At 61.8% G+C, this 13,442-nt stretch carries 24 protein-coding genes; 20 read left to right on the top strand and 4 right to left on the bottom strand.

From position 1 onward, the window contains the following. Nucleotides 1-29: 29 nt before the first annotated feature. Complete coding sequence (locus I6L37_RS22200; RefSeq protein ID WP_216993525.1) at nt 30-290, top strand: Cro/CI family transcriptional regulator; 261 nt, start codon at nt 30-32, stop codon at nt 288-290. On the opposite strand, the gene I6L37_RS05940 is transcribed toward I6L37_RS22200, so the two are convergent. Continuing rightward, nucleotides 220-1,641, bottom strand: a complete 1,422-nt coding sequence (locus I6L37_RS05940) for an IS66-like element ISKpn15 family transposase (RefSeq protein ID WP_216993524.1) — start codon at nt 1,639-1,641, stop codon at nt 220-222. The genes I6L37_RS22200 and I6L37_RS05940 overlap by 71 nt on opposite strands. A gap of 92 nt (nt 1,642-1,733) precedes the next feature. On the opposite strand from I6L37_RS05940, the gene I6L37_RS22180 reads away from it, so the two are divergent. The 19 genes from I6L37_RS22180 to I6L37_RS05850 all read left to right on the top strand — a co-directional run bounded on the left by I6L37_RS22180 (nt 1,734) and on the right by I6L37_RS05850 (nt 10,255). Then, nucleotides 1,734-1,868: a hypothetical protein gene (locus tag I6L37_RS22180; RefSeq protein ID WP_302056957.1), complete on the top strand. Its 135-nt coding sequence runs from the start codon at nt 1,734-1,736 to the stop codon at nt 1,866-1,868. A gap of 5 nt (nt 1,869-1,873) precedes the next feature. Next, nucleotides 1,874-2,161 carry a hypothetical protein gene (locus I6L37_RS05935; RefSeq protein WP_216993523.1) on the top strand — a complete coding sequence of 96 codons (288 nt, stop codon included), beginning with the start codon at nt 1,874-1,876 and terminating at the stop codon, nt 2,159-2,161. Nucleotides 2,162-2,189: 28 nt separating this feature from the next. Next, nucleotides 2,190-2,705, top strand: coding sequence for a phage regulatory CII family protein (locus tag I6L37_RS05930; protein WP_216993522.1), 516 nt, complete (start codon nt 2,190-2,192; stop codon nt 2,703-2,705). Beyond that, the gene (locus tag I6L37_RS05925; protein ID WP_128296128.1) at nt 2,666-3,016 is read left to right on the top strand and encodes an ogr/Delta-like zinc finger family protein; all 351 of its coding nucleotides are present in this window, start codon (nt 2,666-2,668) and stop codon (nt 3,014-3,016) included. Before I6L37_RS05930 ends, I6L37_RS05925 begins: the two co-directional genes overlap by 40 nt. A gap of 24 nt (nt 3,017-3,040) precedes the next feature. Then, nucleotides 3,041-3,499, top strand: coding sequence for a hypothetical protein (locus I6L37_RS05920; RefSeq protein ID WP_216993520.1), 459 nt, complete (start codon nt 3,041-3,043; stop codon nt 3,497-3,499). 61 nt (nt 3,500-3,560) lie between these two features. After that, complete coding sequence (locus I6L37_RS05915; RefSeq protein WP_216993519.1) at nt 3,561-3,737, top strand: hypothetical protein; 177 nt, start codon at nt 3,561-3,563, stop codon at nt 3,735-3,737. Between the two features lie 2 nt (nt 3,738-3,739). After that, complete coding sequence (locus I6L37_RS05910; RefSeq protein ID WP_216993518.1) at nt 3,740-3,913, top strand: hypothetical protein; 174 nt, start codon at nt 3,740-3,742, stop codon at nt 3,911-3,913. After that, nucleotides 3,910-4,107, top strand: a complete 198-nt coding sequence (locus I6L37_RS05905; protein WP_216993517.1) for a hypothetical protein — start codon at nt 3,910-3,912, stop codon at nt 4,105-4,107. The genes I6L37_RS05910 and I6L37_RS05905 overlap by 4 nt, the downstream gene beginning before the upstream one ends. Beyond that, complete coding sequence (locus tag I6L37_RS05900) at nt 4,104-4,313, top strand: hypothetical protein (RefSeq protein ID WP_216993516.1); 210 nt, start codon at nt 4,104-4,106, stop codon at nt 4,311-4,313. The genes I6L37_RS05905 and I6L37_RS05900 overlap by 4 nt, the downstream gene beginning before the upstream one ends. Next, the gene (locus tag I6L37_RS05895; RefSeq protein WP_216993515.1) at nt 4,310-4,837 is read left to right on the top strand and encodes a hypothetical protein; all 528 of its coding nucleotides are present in this window, start codon (nt 4,310-4,312) and stop codon (nt 4,835-4,837) included. The genes I6L37_RS05900 and I6L37_RS05895 overlap by 4 nt, the downstream gene beginning before the upstream one ends. Then, on the top strand, nt 4,834-5,262 hold the full coding sequence (locus tag I6L37_RS05890; protein ID WP_216993514.1) for a hypothetical protein: 429 nt from the start codon (nt 4,834-4,836) through the stop codon (nt 5,260-5,262). Before I6L37_RS05895 ends, I6L37_RS05890 begins: the two co-directional genes overlap by 4 nt. Then, on the top strand, nt 5,259-5,579 hold the full coding sequence (locus tag I6L37_RS05885; RefSeq protein ID WP_128296135.1) for a hypothetical protein: 321 nt from the start codon (nt 5,259-5,261) through the stop codon (nt 5,577-5,579). Before I6L37_RS05890 ends, I6L37_RS05885 begins: the two co-directional genes overlap by 4 nt. Next, nucleotides 5,576-5,833 (top strand): hypothetical protein, encoded by a 258-nt coding sequence (locus I6L37_RS05880; RefSeq protein ID WP_216993513.1) that lies wholly within the window; start codon nt 5,576-5,578, stop codon nt 5,831-5,833. Before I6L37_RS05885 ends, I6L37_RS05880 begins: the two co-directional genes overlap by 4 nt. Before the next feature lie 140 nt (nt 5,834-5,973). Then, on the top strand, nt 5,974-8,163 hold the full coding sequence (locus tag I6L37_RS05875) for a replication endonuclease (protein WP_254203572.1): 2,190 nt from the start codon (nt 5,974-5,976) through the stop codon (nt 8,161-8,163). A gap of 2 nt (nt 8,164-8,165) precedes the next feature. After that, the gene (locus I6L37_RS05870) at nt 8,166-8,660 is read left to right on the top strand and encodes a hypothetical protein (RefSeq protein WP_216993511.1); all 495 of its coding nucleotides are present in this window, start codon (nt 8,166-8,168) and stop codon (nt 8,658-8,660) included. A gap of 2 nt (nt 8,661-8,662) precedes the next feature. Beyond that, a complete protein-coding gene (locus tag I6L37_RS05865; RefSeq protein ID WP_216993510.1) occupies nt 8,663-9,265 on the top strand; it encodes a 3'-5' exonuclease in 603 nt (200 codons plus the stop codon). Then, nucleotides 9,262-9,492: a hypothetical protein gene (locus I6L37_RS05860; protein WP_216993509.1), complete on the top strand. Its 231-nt coding sequence runs from the start codon at nt 9,262-9,264 to the stop codon at nt 9,490-9,492. The genes I6L37_RS05865 and I6L37_RS05860 overlap by 4 nt, the downstream gene beginning before the upstream one ends. Beyond that, on the top strand, nt 9,477-9,926 hold the full coding sequence (locus I6L37_RS22040) for a DUF3850 domain-containing protein (RefSeq protein ID WP_254203547.1): 450 nt from the start codon (nt 9,477-9,479) through the stop codon (nt 9,924-9,926). Before I6L37_RS05860 ends, I6L37_RS22040 begins: the two co-directional genes overlap by 16 nt. Beyond that, nucleotides 9,923-10,255 carry a hypothetical protein gene (locus I6L37_RS05850; protein ID WP_216993508.1) on the top strand — a complete coding sequence of 111 codons (333 nt, stop codon included), beginning with the start codon at nt 9,923-9,925 and terminating at the stop codon, nt 10,253-10,255. Before I6L37_RS22040 ends, I6L37_RS05850 begins: the two co-directional genes overlap by 4 nt. 17 nt (nt 10,256-10,272) lie before the next feature. On the opposite strand, the gene I6L37_RS05845 is transcribed toward I6L37_RS05850, so the two are convergent. The 3 genes from I6L37_RS05845 to I6L37_RS05835 are packed head-to-tail and all read right to left on the bottom strand — an operon-like array spanning nt 10,273 to nt 13,406. Beyond that, nucleotides 10,273-10,524, bottom strand: coding sequence for an ogr/Delta-like zinc finger family protein (locus I6L37_RS05845; RefSeq protein WP_082037449.1), 252 nt, complete (start codon nt 10,522-10,524; stop codon nt 10,273-10,275). 57 nt (nt 10,525-10,581) lie between these two features. Continuing rightward, nucleotides 10,582-11,595, bottom strand: a complete 1,014-nt coding sequence (locus tag I6L37_RS05840; RefSeq protein ID WP_216993507.1) for a phage portal protein — start codon at nt 11,593-11,595, stop codon at nt 10,582-10,584. Beyond that, nucleotides 11,592-13,406, bottom strand: a complete 1,815-nt coding sequence (locus I6L37_RS05835) for a terminase family protein (protein ID WP_216993506.1) — start codon at nt 13,404-13,406, stop codon at nt 11,592-11,594. The genes I6L37_RS05840 and I6L37_RS05835 overlap by 4 nt, the downstream gene beginning before the upstream one ends. Nucleotides 13,407-13,442 lie beyond the last annotated feature (36 nt).

Genomic DNA, 13,442 nt, shown 5'->3' with positions numbered 1-13,442 from the left:
CGTAAGGATATTTACCAACGGTGGGCAGAATGAAAACTGATGATGTGATTGCGCATTTCGGAGGAATCACTCCATTAGCAAAGGCGCTCGGTGTGAAGACTCAAGCGATATCTCAATGGGGAGAGAATATACCCAAGCTTCGCGCCTACCAGATCGAGGTGGTGACCGGCGGCGCGCTGAAAGCCGACCCCGCTACCCCCTCTGGCCAGCAGTATCTATTCACCAGGACGGGGTTGACGGCATCAGTTCTGCCGGGATGGGATAATCTGTCTTCTCGATGCACGCCCTGACCACGGCCCTCAACCACTCCTGTGGGCAGCGGCCCAATCGCTTGCCGGTCTCCACCAACGACAGGATGCGCTGGCGAAACAGCTCGCCCCGGTGAGACCACACGCCGTAGCTACCCTTGCGCCAGAGCACATAGCCACGCAGCGCCCGCTCCGCCTCGTTGTTGGTCAGCGCTATTTCGTCGTCAGTCATAAACCGCCACAGCATCTCGTCATCCCGCAGCAGCAACTGGCATCGTCCACGGTAGCGTTTGCTGCACAACAGGGCGCCGCGCTCCAACTGGCTTCGCCAGCTTTGCCGGTAACGCGCGAGCCTGCGCAGGTATTTCTGCTTGCTCAACGCACCGCTTTCCCAACGGTGCCGGGTACGAAACACCGCATCCGCCAGCAAGACCAACCGGGCACCGATGGGCTGGTTGCACTGCTCGCTACTCTCGGCGATGGCCACGAGATTGCGGGCCACGTGGGCCCAGCACAGTTGCCGCTGGTCGGCGTCGATAAACCGGTAGCCGGCGTACTGGTCGGTCACCAGCACCCCGTCAAACTCGGCGCCCAGCAGCCGCTTGGCCGCCTCCTGACCACGGCCATAGGCCGTCATGAAGCAGACGGCTATCTTGCTCAGCGCCAGCCACATCCAGCGGCGCTCTCCACCCCGCTGATGCCGGGTCTCATCGGCATGAACGTGGGTGGCCGTCTGCACCTGCTGCTTGATGGCCTGGTAGGTCGGGGTGAGCATGGCACTCACCCGCCCCTGCGCCTCACTGATGGCGCCCCGGCTAAAACTCAGGCCGAAATGCTGTTTGAGCTGCTGCTGTATCTGGCTGACGCTCTGGTGAAACTGGCCGCTTTGCAGCGCGATGTAGCTGAGCAGATTGGCCCCCATCTGGCTGCTGCTGACGTTGTCTGGCAGTGCGGCCTGGGTCGTGCCGATACACCGTGAGCAGGTCGCACGATACAGTTGGTGTTCGGTGACGAGATAGCTCACCTCGGGCAGCTCGAACACCTGATGAACCTGATAGGGTTTGGCATGGGCCACCATGTCCCCGCCACAGCAAGCGCAATCGGCGGCAGGGTAATGCGGGACCAGGGTCAGGCGGGCATCAAGCGGATGCCGCTCGCGGCGATGTCCCTTGTGACCGGGCTGCGCCCCCCGTTGCTTGCCGGACGCCGGACGCTTGCGGGCCGGCGGCGGTGCACCGGGGCCGTCGCTGGAAGGCGGCTTGGAGGAGTTGCCGCTGTGCTGATTGAGGCGGACCTCCAGCTCGGCGATGCGGTCGAGGAGCTTATAAATCAGCTCGTTGGCCTGCTCCAGAGTGGTGGGCATTCCCGCGGAATGCATGGTGTTTTTGCTCATGGGGGGAGCGTATCTAAGGAGCAGGATCAAGCAAGCAGGAAAGTGGGATCAAGAGACGATCGTCTCATTTTTCCTGTGTCAATACTGTTCCGGTGAATACTTACGGCCAGCAGCGCCCCTATCAGCGCGTCGCACCGGGCACCCCGCTGGAGGAGATCCCCAGCGTCCAGCGGGCGACGGCCGCCGCCAAGGATGACCCCGCCAACGCGCAACCAGGGAAGGCGTAACCACCATGCCACCTCGTCATATCAATCCAGCCGCCAGGCCGACCCAGGCCCCCGCCGTCAGCGCGATCACCCTGGTTCTATCGGCAGACATCCCACCGCTGATGCCCATCGCCAGGTTTGCCGCGTGGATCGGGGTTTCTACCGATACCGCCCGTGGCTGGGTCAAAGCCGGCAAGCTCGAGATCATGGAGAAAGAACTCCCGAATGAGCTGTCGATGGTCAAGGTGCATGTGTTTATCGCCAAGCAGATGGCGGGGTCGGTGTTGGCACCCCAGTTCAAACACGCGGGTTAACCATATCGTCCTTTGGAGGGAAATCAGAGTGTCAAACCAGTCCTGTATTTCACACAACCACTTTGCGGCGGCCTGCGACACCTTCAAGGGTATGCACAACATCAGCGAACTGGAACGCGAGCTCGGCATGCCGAGCCGTGTGCTGCACAACAAGTTCAATCCGGCCAGCGAGAAACACAAGCTCACCGCCCTCGACCTCATCGCCCTTTATCGCGCCACCGGGGACGACACCCTGTTCGACGGCCTGCTGTTTGACTGCGGTCTGACCGCCGTTCGCCTGCCGGGGGCGGCCCCGGTTGCGCCAGAGGCCCGCGCCCAGCAGGCGCTGAATGCGGGGGCCCAGATCCTGGGCGTTACCGCCCAGGCCACCACCCTCCTCGCCGGTGACCGCGTCACCAAGTCACACCGAAACACCGTCGTCGGCGGCTTGTGGGCAGGCATCGAGCACCTGGTGCTGCTGGCCACCGAGGTCGAAGACAGATTTCACGCCATCCCCAGCTTGGCATGCGCTGCGGATATGGCCCGCGCCGCCATCGGCGCCTAGGAGACCAGACCATGAGATTACGTTGCCCCCACTGCAAAAGCCGTATGACCAGCCGCACGACTCGCCCAATGAGCCTGCTGTCTTTCGAGTCATATCAGCGATGCTCCAATGTTGAGTGCAATTTCCGCTGCAAAGTGCTGGCCGAAATTGTGGCAGAGCTGAAACCGGCAGAACTGAGAAACCCCGCCGTGGTGCTGCCGGTCGTGCATACCGCCCAGCCCATCCCCACCCACTCTCGCCCGTTCCCCGCCATTGAGGCACTCAAGCAGGCCGGGGTCGCAGAAACCGCCGCAGAACAGGAAGGGGCCTAGGCCCCATACCGCAAGGAGAACCCCATGCAAACGCAACGCATCGACTATGAACAACGCAATTTGGCGGGCCTGACTCCGCTGGAGCAGGTGGCCATGAACACCGCCGGCTGCCAGATCCTGCGGGAGTTGTTCGGCAAAACGCGCTCCAGTCTGGACACCGACTGGCTGGCCCTGAGCCAGGCCAAGAAGGCGGCCATCTGTGCCATCGCCCGCCAGCCACGGGGCGAGCTGATGACGGCCACTTTGTCAGGCCTGCCCCATGAGCAACGTGAGGCGATCCGGCTTGCGGTGATCGCGCTGGAGTACCAGGGGGCGTTTCGCGGCGGCTGTGACACCCAGGTGTGGCACCCGGCGCCGGTGACCAGGCCTATCGGGGATATCGAGAGAGAGAAGAGAGAAAGGGCCGCCAAGCTGCGCATGAAACGCGCCGTGCTGGCGGGCAGTGAGATGTGCCAGTCAGGCCCCAGGGCCATCGGGCAATAAAAAACCCGCTATCGGTGCGCCAACACCAGCGGGCTTTCCATCGTCAACAAGGAAAATCGACATGCCAACTTTAGCCATTCGTGACCAATTGCGCAACCTGCGCCTGCAAAACCGCAAGCTGGCCTGCCGTGGTCAGCGTTACCGCACCAGCCCTGACCTGATCCATGCCGTAGAACGCCCGGCCGCCATGGCCTGGCGTGCGGTCTGGTCATGCGTCAACAGCCGTGGGGGGATCTGATCATGGCCGCCGTTATCACGCGTCATACCGAACCGACTATCAAGGCCGCCAGCGCCTATCTGGTCAGCCGCGGTTACATCAACTGCGGCACCACCTGGCTGCGCGGCCGGAACGGCTACGCCCGCATGGAGCGCCTGACCTCTGGCGCTATCCGCATCATCGAGGGGGTGGCATGAACACGCTGTTACACCCGGTCAACCGGCAAACCGCCATTGCCGCCGTGCACGAATTGACGGCGCGGCTTCGCGCCAGCACCGATTACTCCTACCTCTACCGTGGGTCGGAGGGCAAGTCCCTGATGGCCCAGGCCAGACAGAACCAGCGCTGGTACCAGCTGTTTCACACCATGAACCGGAGGGCTCAACCATGAGCATCGACGCCATTCATATCGCCAAGCGGGCAGAGCGGGCTGTGCTGCCGCTGCTGACCGAGCTGCTGGCCACTGGCGAGCAGGAAAACCGCATCGCCCTGGGCGAGCTCTACTCCGGTGATGAGTACATCCAGGTGCAGCTGGTCGTGACCAGCCGCCCCGCGGATCTGCTCAATGATGACTCAGTGATGGGGGATGAGGCATGAGCCAAGACCTGATGTTCCTTCGCTTGTTCAACGAGTTCGCCGCAGCCAACCCACAGGCTGCGGATGAATGGCTGTTCGTAGAGGGAAGAAGCAGCTTTACCTGGAGTGTCGATGAAGAGCGGATGGTGTTCCAGCCGCAAGACGAGGCCGCTCAGGACCCGGTTGATGACCTGCCATTTATGGATAACCCGTTCTTCATTGGCGCTGATATGGCCTCTGGCCCAGATGCCTCGGTGATGCAAACCATCAAGGTGCCGAGCCGACCTAATCGCCTGAGCGTGATCCGCATCAGCTTCTTTGTGATGTGTCAGGACTGCTTGCGCCTTTCCATCTACTCCACGGAGAAACACGGCGAGCAAGAGTTCTGCCAGTGCGGAGGCCAGTGGTGTGGCTGCGAAAGCTGCAACGAACAAGCACTCATGCTGCTGAGCGGCGAGCGTGATCAAAACAAGCTGGGCCTGCAAGTGCCCATTTCAAGCTGGTCACCGGTGAACGGATGCGTGGTGGTAGGGGGTGCAGCATGAGCGACACCTATGTAAACCCGATGGCAATGCGGGCCCGTCTGGCCGCAGAGCTGGCTGTGCTGGATTTGTATGGGGTGGTCAAAACCACCGCCGCCAGCCTGAGCGACTGGGTCGGCGTTAACGGCGATTCGCTACCAGAGCCGCTTGTCGGTGAGGTAAACACCAGCATGGTCGCCATGTCGGCCGCCGCTCATTGCATTGGCTACAGGTCAGCCGACGAGCTGAGCAAGCGGCTGGCTGCCTTCGAGGACACCGGCGAGCTGGTCGTGCAACTGCTGGCAGAGCTGAACCAGGGTGATGGCCTGCGGCGTGAGGATCTGGTTGTCACTCGCTCAGCAGTGCTGCTGCTGGCGATGTATGGGCTGCTGGCGCTGGCCTGCAGCGAGGCCAATGCAGACCGCGACGACAAGGAGACGCTGGTATGACCGACCTGTTTGAACTGGAGGCCCCGCTGGATGACCAGGGCACCACAGAGGCGGGCCCCGCCCACATGCGGCCATCCGCACCGCTCAGCCAGTTGGCCAGGCATTGGGAGGCCGCTCGCGGCGAGTTTGATTGTGCAAACATGTTTGCCGGCCATCCCGACATTGAGTCTCACATTGCCGAGCTGCTGGCCCTTGGCGCCATCCGCGCCGTGTACTGGTTGGCGCTGGGTAGCGGTGAGGTGGCGCTGGCCAGAGAAATCGCCGAGTGGTGGGCAGACTGCGAACCGCTCCATGGACTGGGGGAGACCATCAAATGAGCCACCGCCTGATCACCGACCTGCAAACCCGTGTGGATAGATGGTTCGACACCATGATGGGCGACGAGGCCCGCCTGCGCAGCTACCAGCGCGACCTGCTGGCCATGCGCCAGCTCTCCCCTCGCCCCCGCTGCACGGTCTCCCTCACCCTGCGCCAGTGTGTCGCAGCCAGAAAGATGGCGAGGCATGCCCGCCATGCGCTGGCCTCCTGCCGGAACAACATCAAAGAGCTGTCGGGTAACAATAACCAATGACCAACCAACAGAAAACAGGGCCAGCCGCCGAGGCTGGCCATCTTGGTTTTGCCATCAGCCGCCTGCCGACGCCAAAACGCAACCAGCTGCCGCTATCCAAGAAGACCCTCAAGGCCCGTATCGATGCCCTCGCCAACTCCATGCCGGGCACCAAGCTGGAGGCCGCCTTTGTGGGCGCCCCTGGTGAATACGATCTGGTCTGGGCGGTGCAGCTGCTCGATGGCCTCTCCATGCAGTTCACCCAGGTGCTGTTCAAGCAGTACGTGCGCCGCCGCAAAGATGGCACTGCCCGCAACTGCCGCAGCGCCAACATCTGGCTGCGGGAACGGGTGAAGTGGGTTCGCTCTCTGGTGATGGCGCTGCCGGTCGATGCCCACCACTTGCGCGATGATGACGGCCGCAAGCGGGTGGCCCACCAGTTCGCCAACCAGACCGCCGCCATCTGGAAAAACATCGAGCAGAACAGCACCGCCGGCGAACTGGACCTGATGGAGACATGGGAAGCCATCAAGCAGCCCGCCGACCAGTGGGGGTTCATCGGCAAGATGCCGGACTTCAAAACCAGAGAGGCGCGGGATAACTGGATCCTGAGCGTGATGGTGCGCCTGCTCTCCGCCAAGTGGTGGGAGAGGCGCGTGAACCGCTGCTGGGATCGGCTGCAAGAGCACATCGCCATCCTGCTGGGCAAGGTACGCAAGGGCGTCTCCGCCTACGTCTCGAACGCCACCATGAAGGTGGTGCGCGAGCGCAAGCAGGCCATGATGCGCTGGTTGGCTGAGTCGGAAGTGATGAACGGCCAGCATGACCTGGTGATCTCGATGAAGGATTGCTGGGAGGCCAGCATCTCCAACCCGGTCAACCGCCGCAACGAGATGATGACCCGCATGCGGGGGTTCGAGGACTACGCAGAGCAACAGGGCCATGTGGGGGTGTTCTTCACCTGGACGGCCCCCAGCCGATTTCACGCCTGGAAGACCGGCCGCAACGGCAAGACCATCGAGAACGACAAGTACCAGGGCGCCACCCCACGCGAAACCTGCGCCTATCTGGCCAAGCTCTGGAGCCTGACCCGCGCCTCACTCAAGCGCAATGATTCACCTGTCTACGGCTTTCGGGTGTGCGAGCCACACCATGACGGCACCCCGCACTGGCACATGCTGCTGTTTATGCGCCCGAGCGATCGCAACAAGGTGATCAGCACCCTGCAACACTACGCGCTGACAGACGACAAGGACGAGCTGGTGCGGGTACCCATGGCTGCCCCCACCTTTACCGATTTCACGCCACGGTTCGACTGGAAGATGATCGACCCAGCCAAGGGCGATGCAACCGGCTATCTCGCCAAGTACATCGCCAAGAACATCGATGGCGCCTATGTCGGTGACGACGAAGAGGCTAACACCCCAGCAGACCAGGGCGCTCTGCATGCGTGCGCTTGGGCCAGTTGGTGGGGGATCCGCACCTTCCAGCAGATCGGTGGCGCACCGGTCGGGGTCTGGCGCGAGCTGCGCCGTATCAGCAACGCCAAGAAGAATGGCGAACTCGTGGGGCCACCCAAGCCGGTGTTGCAAGACCCACGCTTTGAGGCCGCCCGCTATGCCGCTGATAACGCCATCTTTCGTTGCTACCTGGAAGCCATGGGTGGCGCACTGGCTACCCGTGCCGAGCACCCCATCAAGCTGGCCCACCTCATCGAGGAGCAGGCCAACAGATACGGCGAAGACATCAAGCGCCTGATGGGGTTGCACACAGCCCGCCTGGGTATCAAGACCCGCCTGCAAGGGTGGGAAGTGGTGCCAGCAGGCACCTATGAGGCCGCCAAGGCCGCCAGAGTTTCGGCTGGGGGTGTTGGGGTTAAGACGGGCGACAGCCCGGCACCTTGGAGCTCTGACAATAACTGTACGCAGCCGGATCCTGAGGCGTTCGCGGATCAGTTGATGGCAGAGCAATGGGGTTTATCTCCCTTCTCCATCGGGCGTTTACGGGCAGGCGCCAGCGTCAGCACGGACGGCTTCACCCTCTGGCTGGAGAACGGCCAGGTGCAATCGAGCCGGGCGATCCCGAGCGAGCAGGATTGGCAACCGGAAGGCCAGGTGCCAGCCGAACAGGGCCAGCCGGATGAGTACGCGCTGCCGGAAGGCGATGAGGACTGGCCGATGCTGGTTGAGCTGTGCGGCAAGGTCTACCAGGCACAGGGCCACGCCGGGGCGCACCGCTGGATAGAGATGCTGCCGCAGCCCTATCAGTCCGAGATGTGGCGCGTGCTGGAAGGGCTGGATGCGCCGGAGTGGATGCAGGAACAGGACGACTACAGCGAGGAGTGGGCATGAACATGAGTTGCACACAGACCGTCAGCCGCGAAGAGTACCGCCGCCTGGATAACCGGGTGACCTGCATTCTCCAGCAGCGCTGGCCAGCCAACGAGATCAGCCAGTGGGTGGGAATGCTCAAGGGCAAACAGCAGGCCGTGGCCTGCGCCATCCTGCGCCGTCGCCATCCACGCCCATCGCTGCTGGCCCTGCCGGCCATCGCCGCCGAGGTGCCGAACCCGTTTCAGGCCAAGTCCAGTCGCCCCACCGTGCCAGTGCTGACAGCTGATGGCCGCTCGGTTGGCCGCCGCCATATCGTGGACGGACTGACCCCCGTGGCAATCGACCAGAGCGGCACCATCCGGTGCGCCGTCACTGGCCGCACCCTGTTTATCGCACCGGGCAGCGCCATCGACCGCGCCAACCCGGGGGCCGCCGCACAGCTCAACCCAACATACCAGCCAACCCTGCACCAGGTAGTGGCTGACCATCGCCAACATGTAGAAGCCGGAGAGTAACCATGAATAACGTAATGCTGGATCTGGAAACCATGGGAAAAGGCCACCGCGCGGCCATCGTCACCATCGGGGCCGTGTTCTTTGACCCGATGACAGGTGAACTGGGCGCCGAGTTCGAGGCGCATATCGACCTACGAGATAGCGCACGCTTTGGGGAGATAGACCCTGACACCGTGCTGTGGTGGCTGGGGCAGAGTGATGAAGCACGCGCGGCCATTGCCTATAACGTAGATGGCGATAAGCGGATGGCGCTTCTCCAGGCACTGCAAAAGTTTCAGGAGTGGCTGATGCAAGAAGGCAAGCGCCCCTGTGTATGGGGTAACGGTGCTGGGTTTGACTGCACCATCATGGCCAGCGCCTATGATGCGGTGAACAAAGTGCGTTTTATTGGCTACTGGAACGGATTTAAGGATCGGGATGTGCGCACCGTTGTTGATATGGGGCGTGAACTTCTGGGCTTTGACCCTAAGAAAGACATGCCGTTCGAGGGAGTTGCCCATCGCGCGCTGGACGACGCCAAGCATCAGGCCCGCTACGTCAGCGCCATCTATCAGCGGATGCAGGCAGCGGTGAATAGGTGCACTGTGGTAGGGGGTGAGGCATGAGAGACCCCCGCAAAAATCCGGTACCGGGTGATGTGATCACCCGCTTCGGTACCACCAGGGAAGTCACGGCCACCAAGCAGAACGACCGCGGCACGGTTACCCATGTGGTGTATGGCCACCCAACCACCGACACCCCGCCGAAGGAGGCGACCATCTCCAGTTGGCGGGCGTGGGCCAAAGAGGATGCCATGGTGGTAAGGGAGGGAACGATATGCACCACGAACTGAAAATCATGCCGCGCTACTTCCAACCGGTACTGGACGGCGCCAAGCCGTTCGAGATCCGCGATAACTCGGAGCGCAACTTTCAGGAGGGTGACACCGTCACCCTCAACGAGTGGGACGGCGAACGCTACACCGGCCGCAGTGCCAAGCGCCTGATCACCTTCGTCACCGACTACGCACAAAAGCCGGGCTATGTGGTGTTCGGGATGAAGGAAGTAGAGGAAGAGGGCCAATTGATTAATGCCTATCTGGCAACGTGCATCACCGGATATTCGCGGTACCAACATGAGGTGTTTCTGGTTAAACGGATGTCTTGCTCGGCGCTTGAGATGATAGAAAAGTCGATGAGACTGACTTATGCCAAGCCAGGTGCTGAATTTCAGCTGGCATCCATCGTTCCCATTGGTCAGATGACAGAAGAGGATCTCAAGGGATGATTGATGCCACCAAGCGCAAGCAGGCCCAGCGGGCAAGACGGGCGGCTCTCGGTATCAAGCGGGTGGAGGTGGCGCTCTCAGAACGGGAGCGCCAGCAGCTGGACCACCTGCGTATCGCCAGGGCTGGCAGCGGTGAGCCATATTCAGCAGATGAGTACATCAGCACCCTGATCAGGCGAGACTGGGAGAAGTGGCTGGAGCAGGAGGCCGAACTGAAAACGAAGACCTGCCAGCACTGCGACTGTGAGCTGCCAAAGGGGTGCGGCGGCACATTCAAGGGACAGTCATCGTGCTGGCACACCCAGGGCGACAAGACGCTGGCCTTGTGAGGAAAAGAAAGAGGGCGCTATTGCGCCCTCAATCCGTTCAGTACCATTTGTCGCCCCTCTGGCGTGAGTGAACCAACAAGGTTCAGTACCAACTGGCTCGCCGTTCTCGATGAAGGGCTCAGGGGATGCGAATAAGAGAGACACGCAACCCATGTGTGGCCGCACTCTGCATCTGTGCACTGACAATAAAGGTCAGAAACATCAGGGCTGAGCTTGTTGGTCTTGGTAATGCGACCACGTTGGCCACACTCTTTGCAATACACCCGCATCACATCCACCTTTCTCTTATAAATCAACGATCTATTATGCCACAGCACACTGTTTATTTATACAGCCGAGCCTATGGTTTCCCGAAAATCGACCCATAGCGCACGGGGCAGCCCGGCACTGTTGATGGAGTCTTTGATCAGTTCGCAAAGTGGCAGCACCTCGTTGCGGGCATAGGTAGCGTCATACTTATCGGGGTCACCCAAGCCGCCGCCGCCATTGGTCGGGATGATACCGGCCAGCGCGGGCGGGTACCGGTGCGCCGTCAGCACATCCTGGGCGGTGATCCCCTTGATGGCTGCGAACTCGTCTTTGGTCGCGATATCCCCCACCGGGATCAGCTTGATGCCGTCCGGCTTGCCTTCAGGGATGTTCACGAACATCGAGCGGAAGTTACCGACCCCCTTGCTGTTGGCGATCATCTGCTTCATCTCCTCCTCGGTTTCATCGTCCATGTTCGGGTCGGTGGTGTAGAAGATGAACCCCATGTGGGCGCCATTGAGGAAGTATTTGCGGCGGAACAGGGTGGCATCCTGGTTGAGCAGGGCAGACTGCAAGCCGCCCAGATAGTCGGGCATGCCATAGACCTGCTGCTCGGGGTCGTACTGGGCCAACCAGATCACATCCTCCGGCCGATAAACCAGGTTAGGCTTGCCCTGCTGCAGATAGACAAAACAACCGTCAGCACGGCGGCGCAGGTAGACGCTGGAAAGCGGGTGCAGCCCCACCACCTGGCCAAAGCCGTTGCGCAGCTTGAGCAGGCCGCCGTCACCGAATTGCACGTAGTTGTGCACATAGGCGGTGATGACATTGCGCTGGGTGGTGAAGCGACCCGCCACCATATTGCGGCGCGCCATCAGGATCGCCCCGTGGTGAGCGTTGGCCCGCGCCACCTTGGCCAGCCCCTTGCGGTCGATGGGCGGCTGGTAATATTCCCCATAGGGGTTGAAGAACACCCCGGTGTAATCGGTCATCCAGGCCGTGGGGTCGATGGCCTCCGCCGTGCTGAACATCACAGATGGCCGAGGGGATGAGGTGGCCACCTGATGGGCCGGTTTTTGTCGTTTGGTCATGCTGCCTTCTTCTGCTGGCTGGTTACCCAGGTGGATTTACGTTTGCGGTTGGTATCGAGCGGCTCGTTGGCCACGGCGTGGGCGATGGCAAAAAACACGTCAGCGTGTCCGGTCACATTGTCCCGAGCGGCGCGGAACGTCATCTGGCCGCCGCCGGTGGTGCTGCGCTTGATGGCGAGGAACGCCAGCGGGATATCCCGATCCGAGCCGTCCCACTCGATGCGGTTCGCCTCCACCACATCGATCATCTTGAGTACCAGCCGCGATTTGCTCTCGATGCTGTAGTTGATGGGGTGGCACACCCCTTTGAAGATGGGCTTCAACAGGTCAAACACCCCGGAGCCGATGCCGGAGACATCGACCCCGAGATAGGTGACCCGGAACTTCTTGGCGATGCGCTCGATCTCCTGCGCCTGGAACTGGAAGTTGAGCCCGCGCCAGTAGTGCTTTTCCAGCACCCGGAAGCGCTCGCCGGCGACGGTGGGCGGGGCGACCACCACCAGGGTGGCATTGTCGCGGGTGCGGCTCGGGTCGTAGCCCATCCACACCTCGCGCCGCCCGAACGGGTCAGGCCGCCCGGGCTTGTAGTCCTCCCACCGGGTCGGGTCCACCCCTGCCCGCTCCATGTCCTGAAACTTGAACACCGACAGGGCATCGTCGATAAAGCGGCACATGTAGAGGCGGTCGAACACCTCCTCCGGGTACTCGTCCTTGAGCTCCTCGATGTCGATGAGGTGGCAACCGAGGCGAATGGCGTCCTCGATGGTGATGACGTAGCGCCATTGCCTGTCAGGACAGACGCGGCCGCCATCGCGTAGGTCATCTTCGCCTGGGAAGTCGATGGCCACCCGGCTTGGGCGCTGCCCCTTCCAGCGATCCCCGGTCCAGAAGCGATAAGCCTCGTGCACCTTGCTCGACGGGGTCGAGAAGTAGGTCTTGCGCCAGTGGCTCTGGGTCGCCATGGCACTGGCCACATCAGACAGTTTCTCGAAGTTGGGGATCCAGAAGTATTCGTCGATGTAGACGTTGCCGGAACGGGACTGGGCACTGTTGGAGTTGGTAGAGCAGAAGTGCAGCTCGGCCCCATTAGACAGCACGATGGGGTTGCCGGTCAGGGTGACACCCAGGAAGGTCTGGGCAATCTTGCAGATGTAGGAGCGGAACACCTCGGCCTGGGCCCGGGTGGCAGACAGGAAAATCTGGTTGCCGCCGGTCAGCACCGCATCTTCCAGCGCCTCGCCGGCGAAGTAGTAGGTCATGCCGATCTGACGGGATTTCAAGATGTTGCGGGTGCGCGGCAGCGCCGGGTCGTTCTTGGCCTCCCGCACACGCAACTGATAGCCGAACAGGGTGCCCAGCCACTCGGTAAAGTCATCGGCCGTCAGGTGCCCGATCTCGTTCTTGGCCTTCTTGCCCCCCTTGCGGCCACCCCCTCCCTGGCTGTTGTGCTCACGCTTGCCACGGCTGGGCCCGGGTTCACTCCCTTCCGCCCGCTGGGTCTTGAGGGCCTGCTCACGCTCGGCCCACTTGAGTGCTTTCTCTTTGAGGCTGACATGGTGGCCGATGAGCCGGTCCAGCTCCTCTTGCTCGCCCGGGGTTTTCTTCTCACGGTGCAGCAACACCTGCACCCGGCGATTGATGGCATCCTCCACCGCCTCTTCGGTCAGCAGGTCACGCCAGCCGAGCTTTTCGGCCCAGTAGTAGATGATGCGACAGGAGTTGAGCCCCAGTTCGTCCTTGATTTCCTGGGGTGTCCATCGTTTAAGGTAGAGTCCCTTCGCCGCATTGCGGATCTCTTCGGGGTACGCCACGGCGCCTCCATCCGGTGAATGATGGCGCCATCATAG

It is taken from the genome of Aeromonas sp. FDAARGOS 1407 (assembly GCF_019048725.1).
Lineage (GTDB): Bacteria > Pseudomonadota > Gammaproteobacteria > Enterobacterales > Aeromonadaceae > Aeromonas > Aeromonas enteropelogenes.
The sequence above is the reverse complement of the archived record's forward strand: the minus strand, read 5'-3'. Positions and strand labels throughout refer to the sequence as shown.

Coding starts and splice junctions, on each gene's coding strand:
- I6L37_RS05850 (WP_216993508.1), top strand. CDS start 9,923: ATGATTGATGCCACCAAGCGCAAGCAGGCCCAGCGGGCAAGACGGGCG.
- I6L37_RS05840 (WP_216993507.1), bottom strand. CDS start 11,595: ATGACCAAACGACAAAAACCGGCCCATCAGGTGGCCACCTCATCCCCT.
- I6L37_RS05915 (WP_216993519.1), top strand. CDS start 3,561: ATGCCAACTTTAGCCATTCGTGACCAATTGCGCAACCTGCGCCTGCAA.
- I6L37_RS05905 (WP_216993517.1), top strand. CDS start 3,910: ATGAACACGCTGTTACACCCGGTCAACCGGCAAACCGCCATTGCCGCC.
- I6L37_RS05920 (WP_216993520.1), top strand. CDS start 3,041: ATGCAAACGCAACGCATCGACTATGAACAACGCAATTTGGCGGGCCTG.
- I6L37_RS22200 (WP_216993525.1), top strand. CDS start 30: ATGAAAACTGATGATGTGATTGCGCATTTCGGAGGAATCACTCCATTA.
- I6L37_RS05890 (WP_216993514.1), top strand. CDS start 4,834: ATGAGCGACACCTATGTAAACCCGATGGCAATGCGGGCCCGTCTGGCC.
- I6L37_RS05940 (WP_216993524.1), bottom strand. CDS start 1,641: ATGAGCAAAAACACCATGCATTCCGCGGGAATGCCCACCACTCTGGAG.
- I6L37_RS05860 (WP_216993509.1), top strand. CDS start 9,262: ATGAGAGACCCCCGCAAAAATCCGGTACCGGGTGATGTGATCACCCGC.
- I6L37_RS05870 (WP_216993511.1), top strand. CDS start 8,166: ATGAGTTGCACACAGACCGTCAGCCGCGAAGAGTACCGCCGCCTGGAT.
- I6L37_RS05925 (WP_128296128.1), top strand. CDS start 2,666: ATGCGCTGCGGATATGGCCCGCGCCGCCATCGGCGCCTAGGAGACCAG.
- I6L37_RS05880 (WP_216993513.1), top strand. CDS start 5,576: ATGAGCCACCGCCTGATCACCGACCTGCAAACCCGTGTGGATAGATGG.
- I6L37_RS22040 (WP_254203547.1), top strand. CDS start 9,477: ATGCACCACGAACTGAAAATCATGCCGCGCTACTTCCAACCGGTACTG.
- I6L37_RS05885 (WP_128296135.1), top strand. CDS start 5,259: ATGACCGACCTGTTTGAACTGGAGGCCCCGCTGGATGACCAGGGCACC.
- I6L37_RS05935 (WP_216993523.1), top strand. CDS start 1,874: ATGCCACCTCGTCATATCAATCCAGCCGCCAGGCCGACCCAGGCCCCC.
- I6L37_RS05900 (WP_216993516.1), top strand. CDS start 4,104: ATGAGCATCGACGCCATTCATATCGCCAAGCGGGCAGAGCGGGCTGTG.
- I6L37_RS05875 (WP_254203572.1), top strand. CDS start 5,974: ATGCCGGGCACCAAGCTGGAGGCCGCCTTTGTGGGCGCCCCTGGTGAA.
- I6L37_RS05895 (WP_216993515.1), top strand. CDS start 4,310: ATGAGCCAAGACCTGATGTTCCTTCGCTTGTTCAACGAGTTCGCCGCA.
- I6L37_RS05865 (WP_216993510.1), top strand. CDS start 8,663: ATGAATAACGTAATGCTGGATCTGGAAACCATGGGAAAAGGCCACCGC.
- I6L37_RS05910 (WP_216993518.1), top strand. CDS start 3,740: ATGGCCGCCGTTATCACGCGTCATACCGAACCGACTATCAAGGCCGCC.
- I6L37_RS05845 (WP_082037449.1), bottom strand. CDS start 10,524: ATGCGGGTGTATTGCAAAGAGTGTGGCCAACGTGGTCGCATTACCAAG.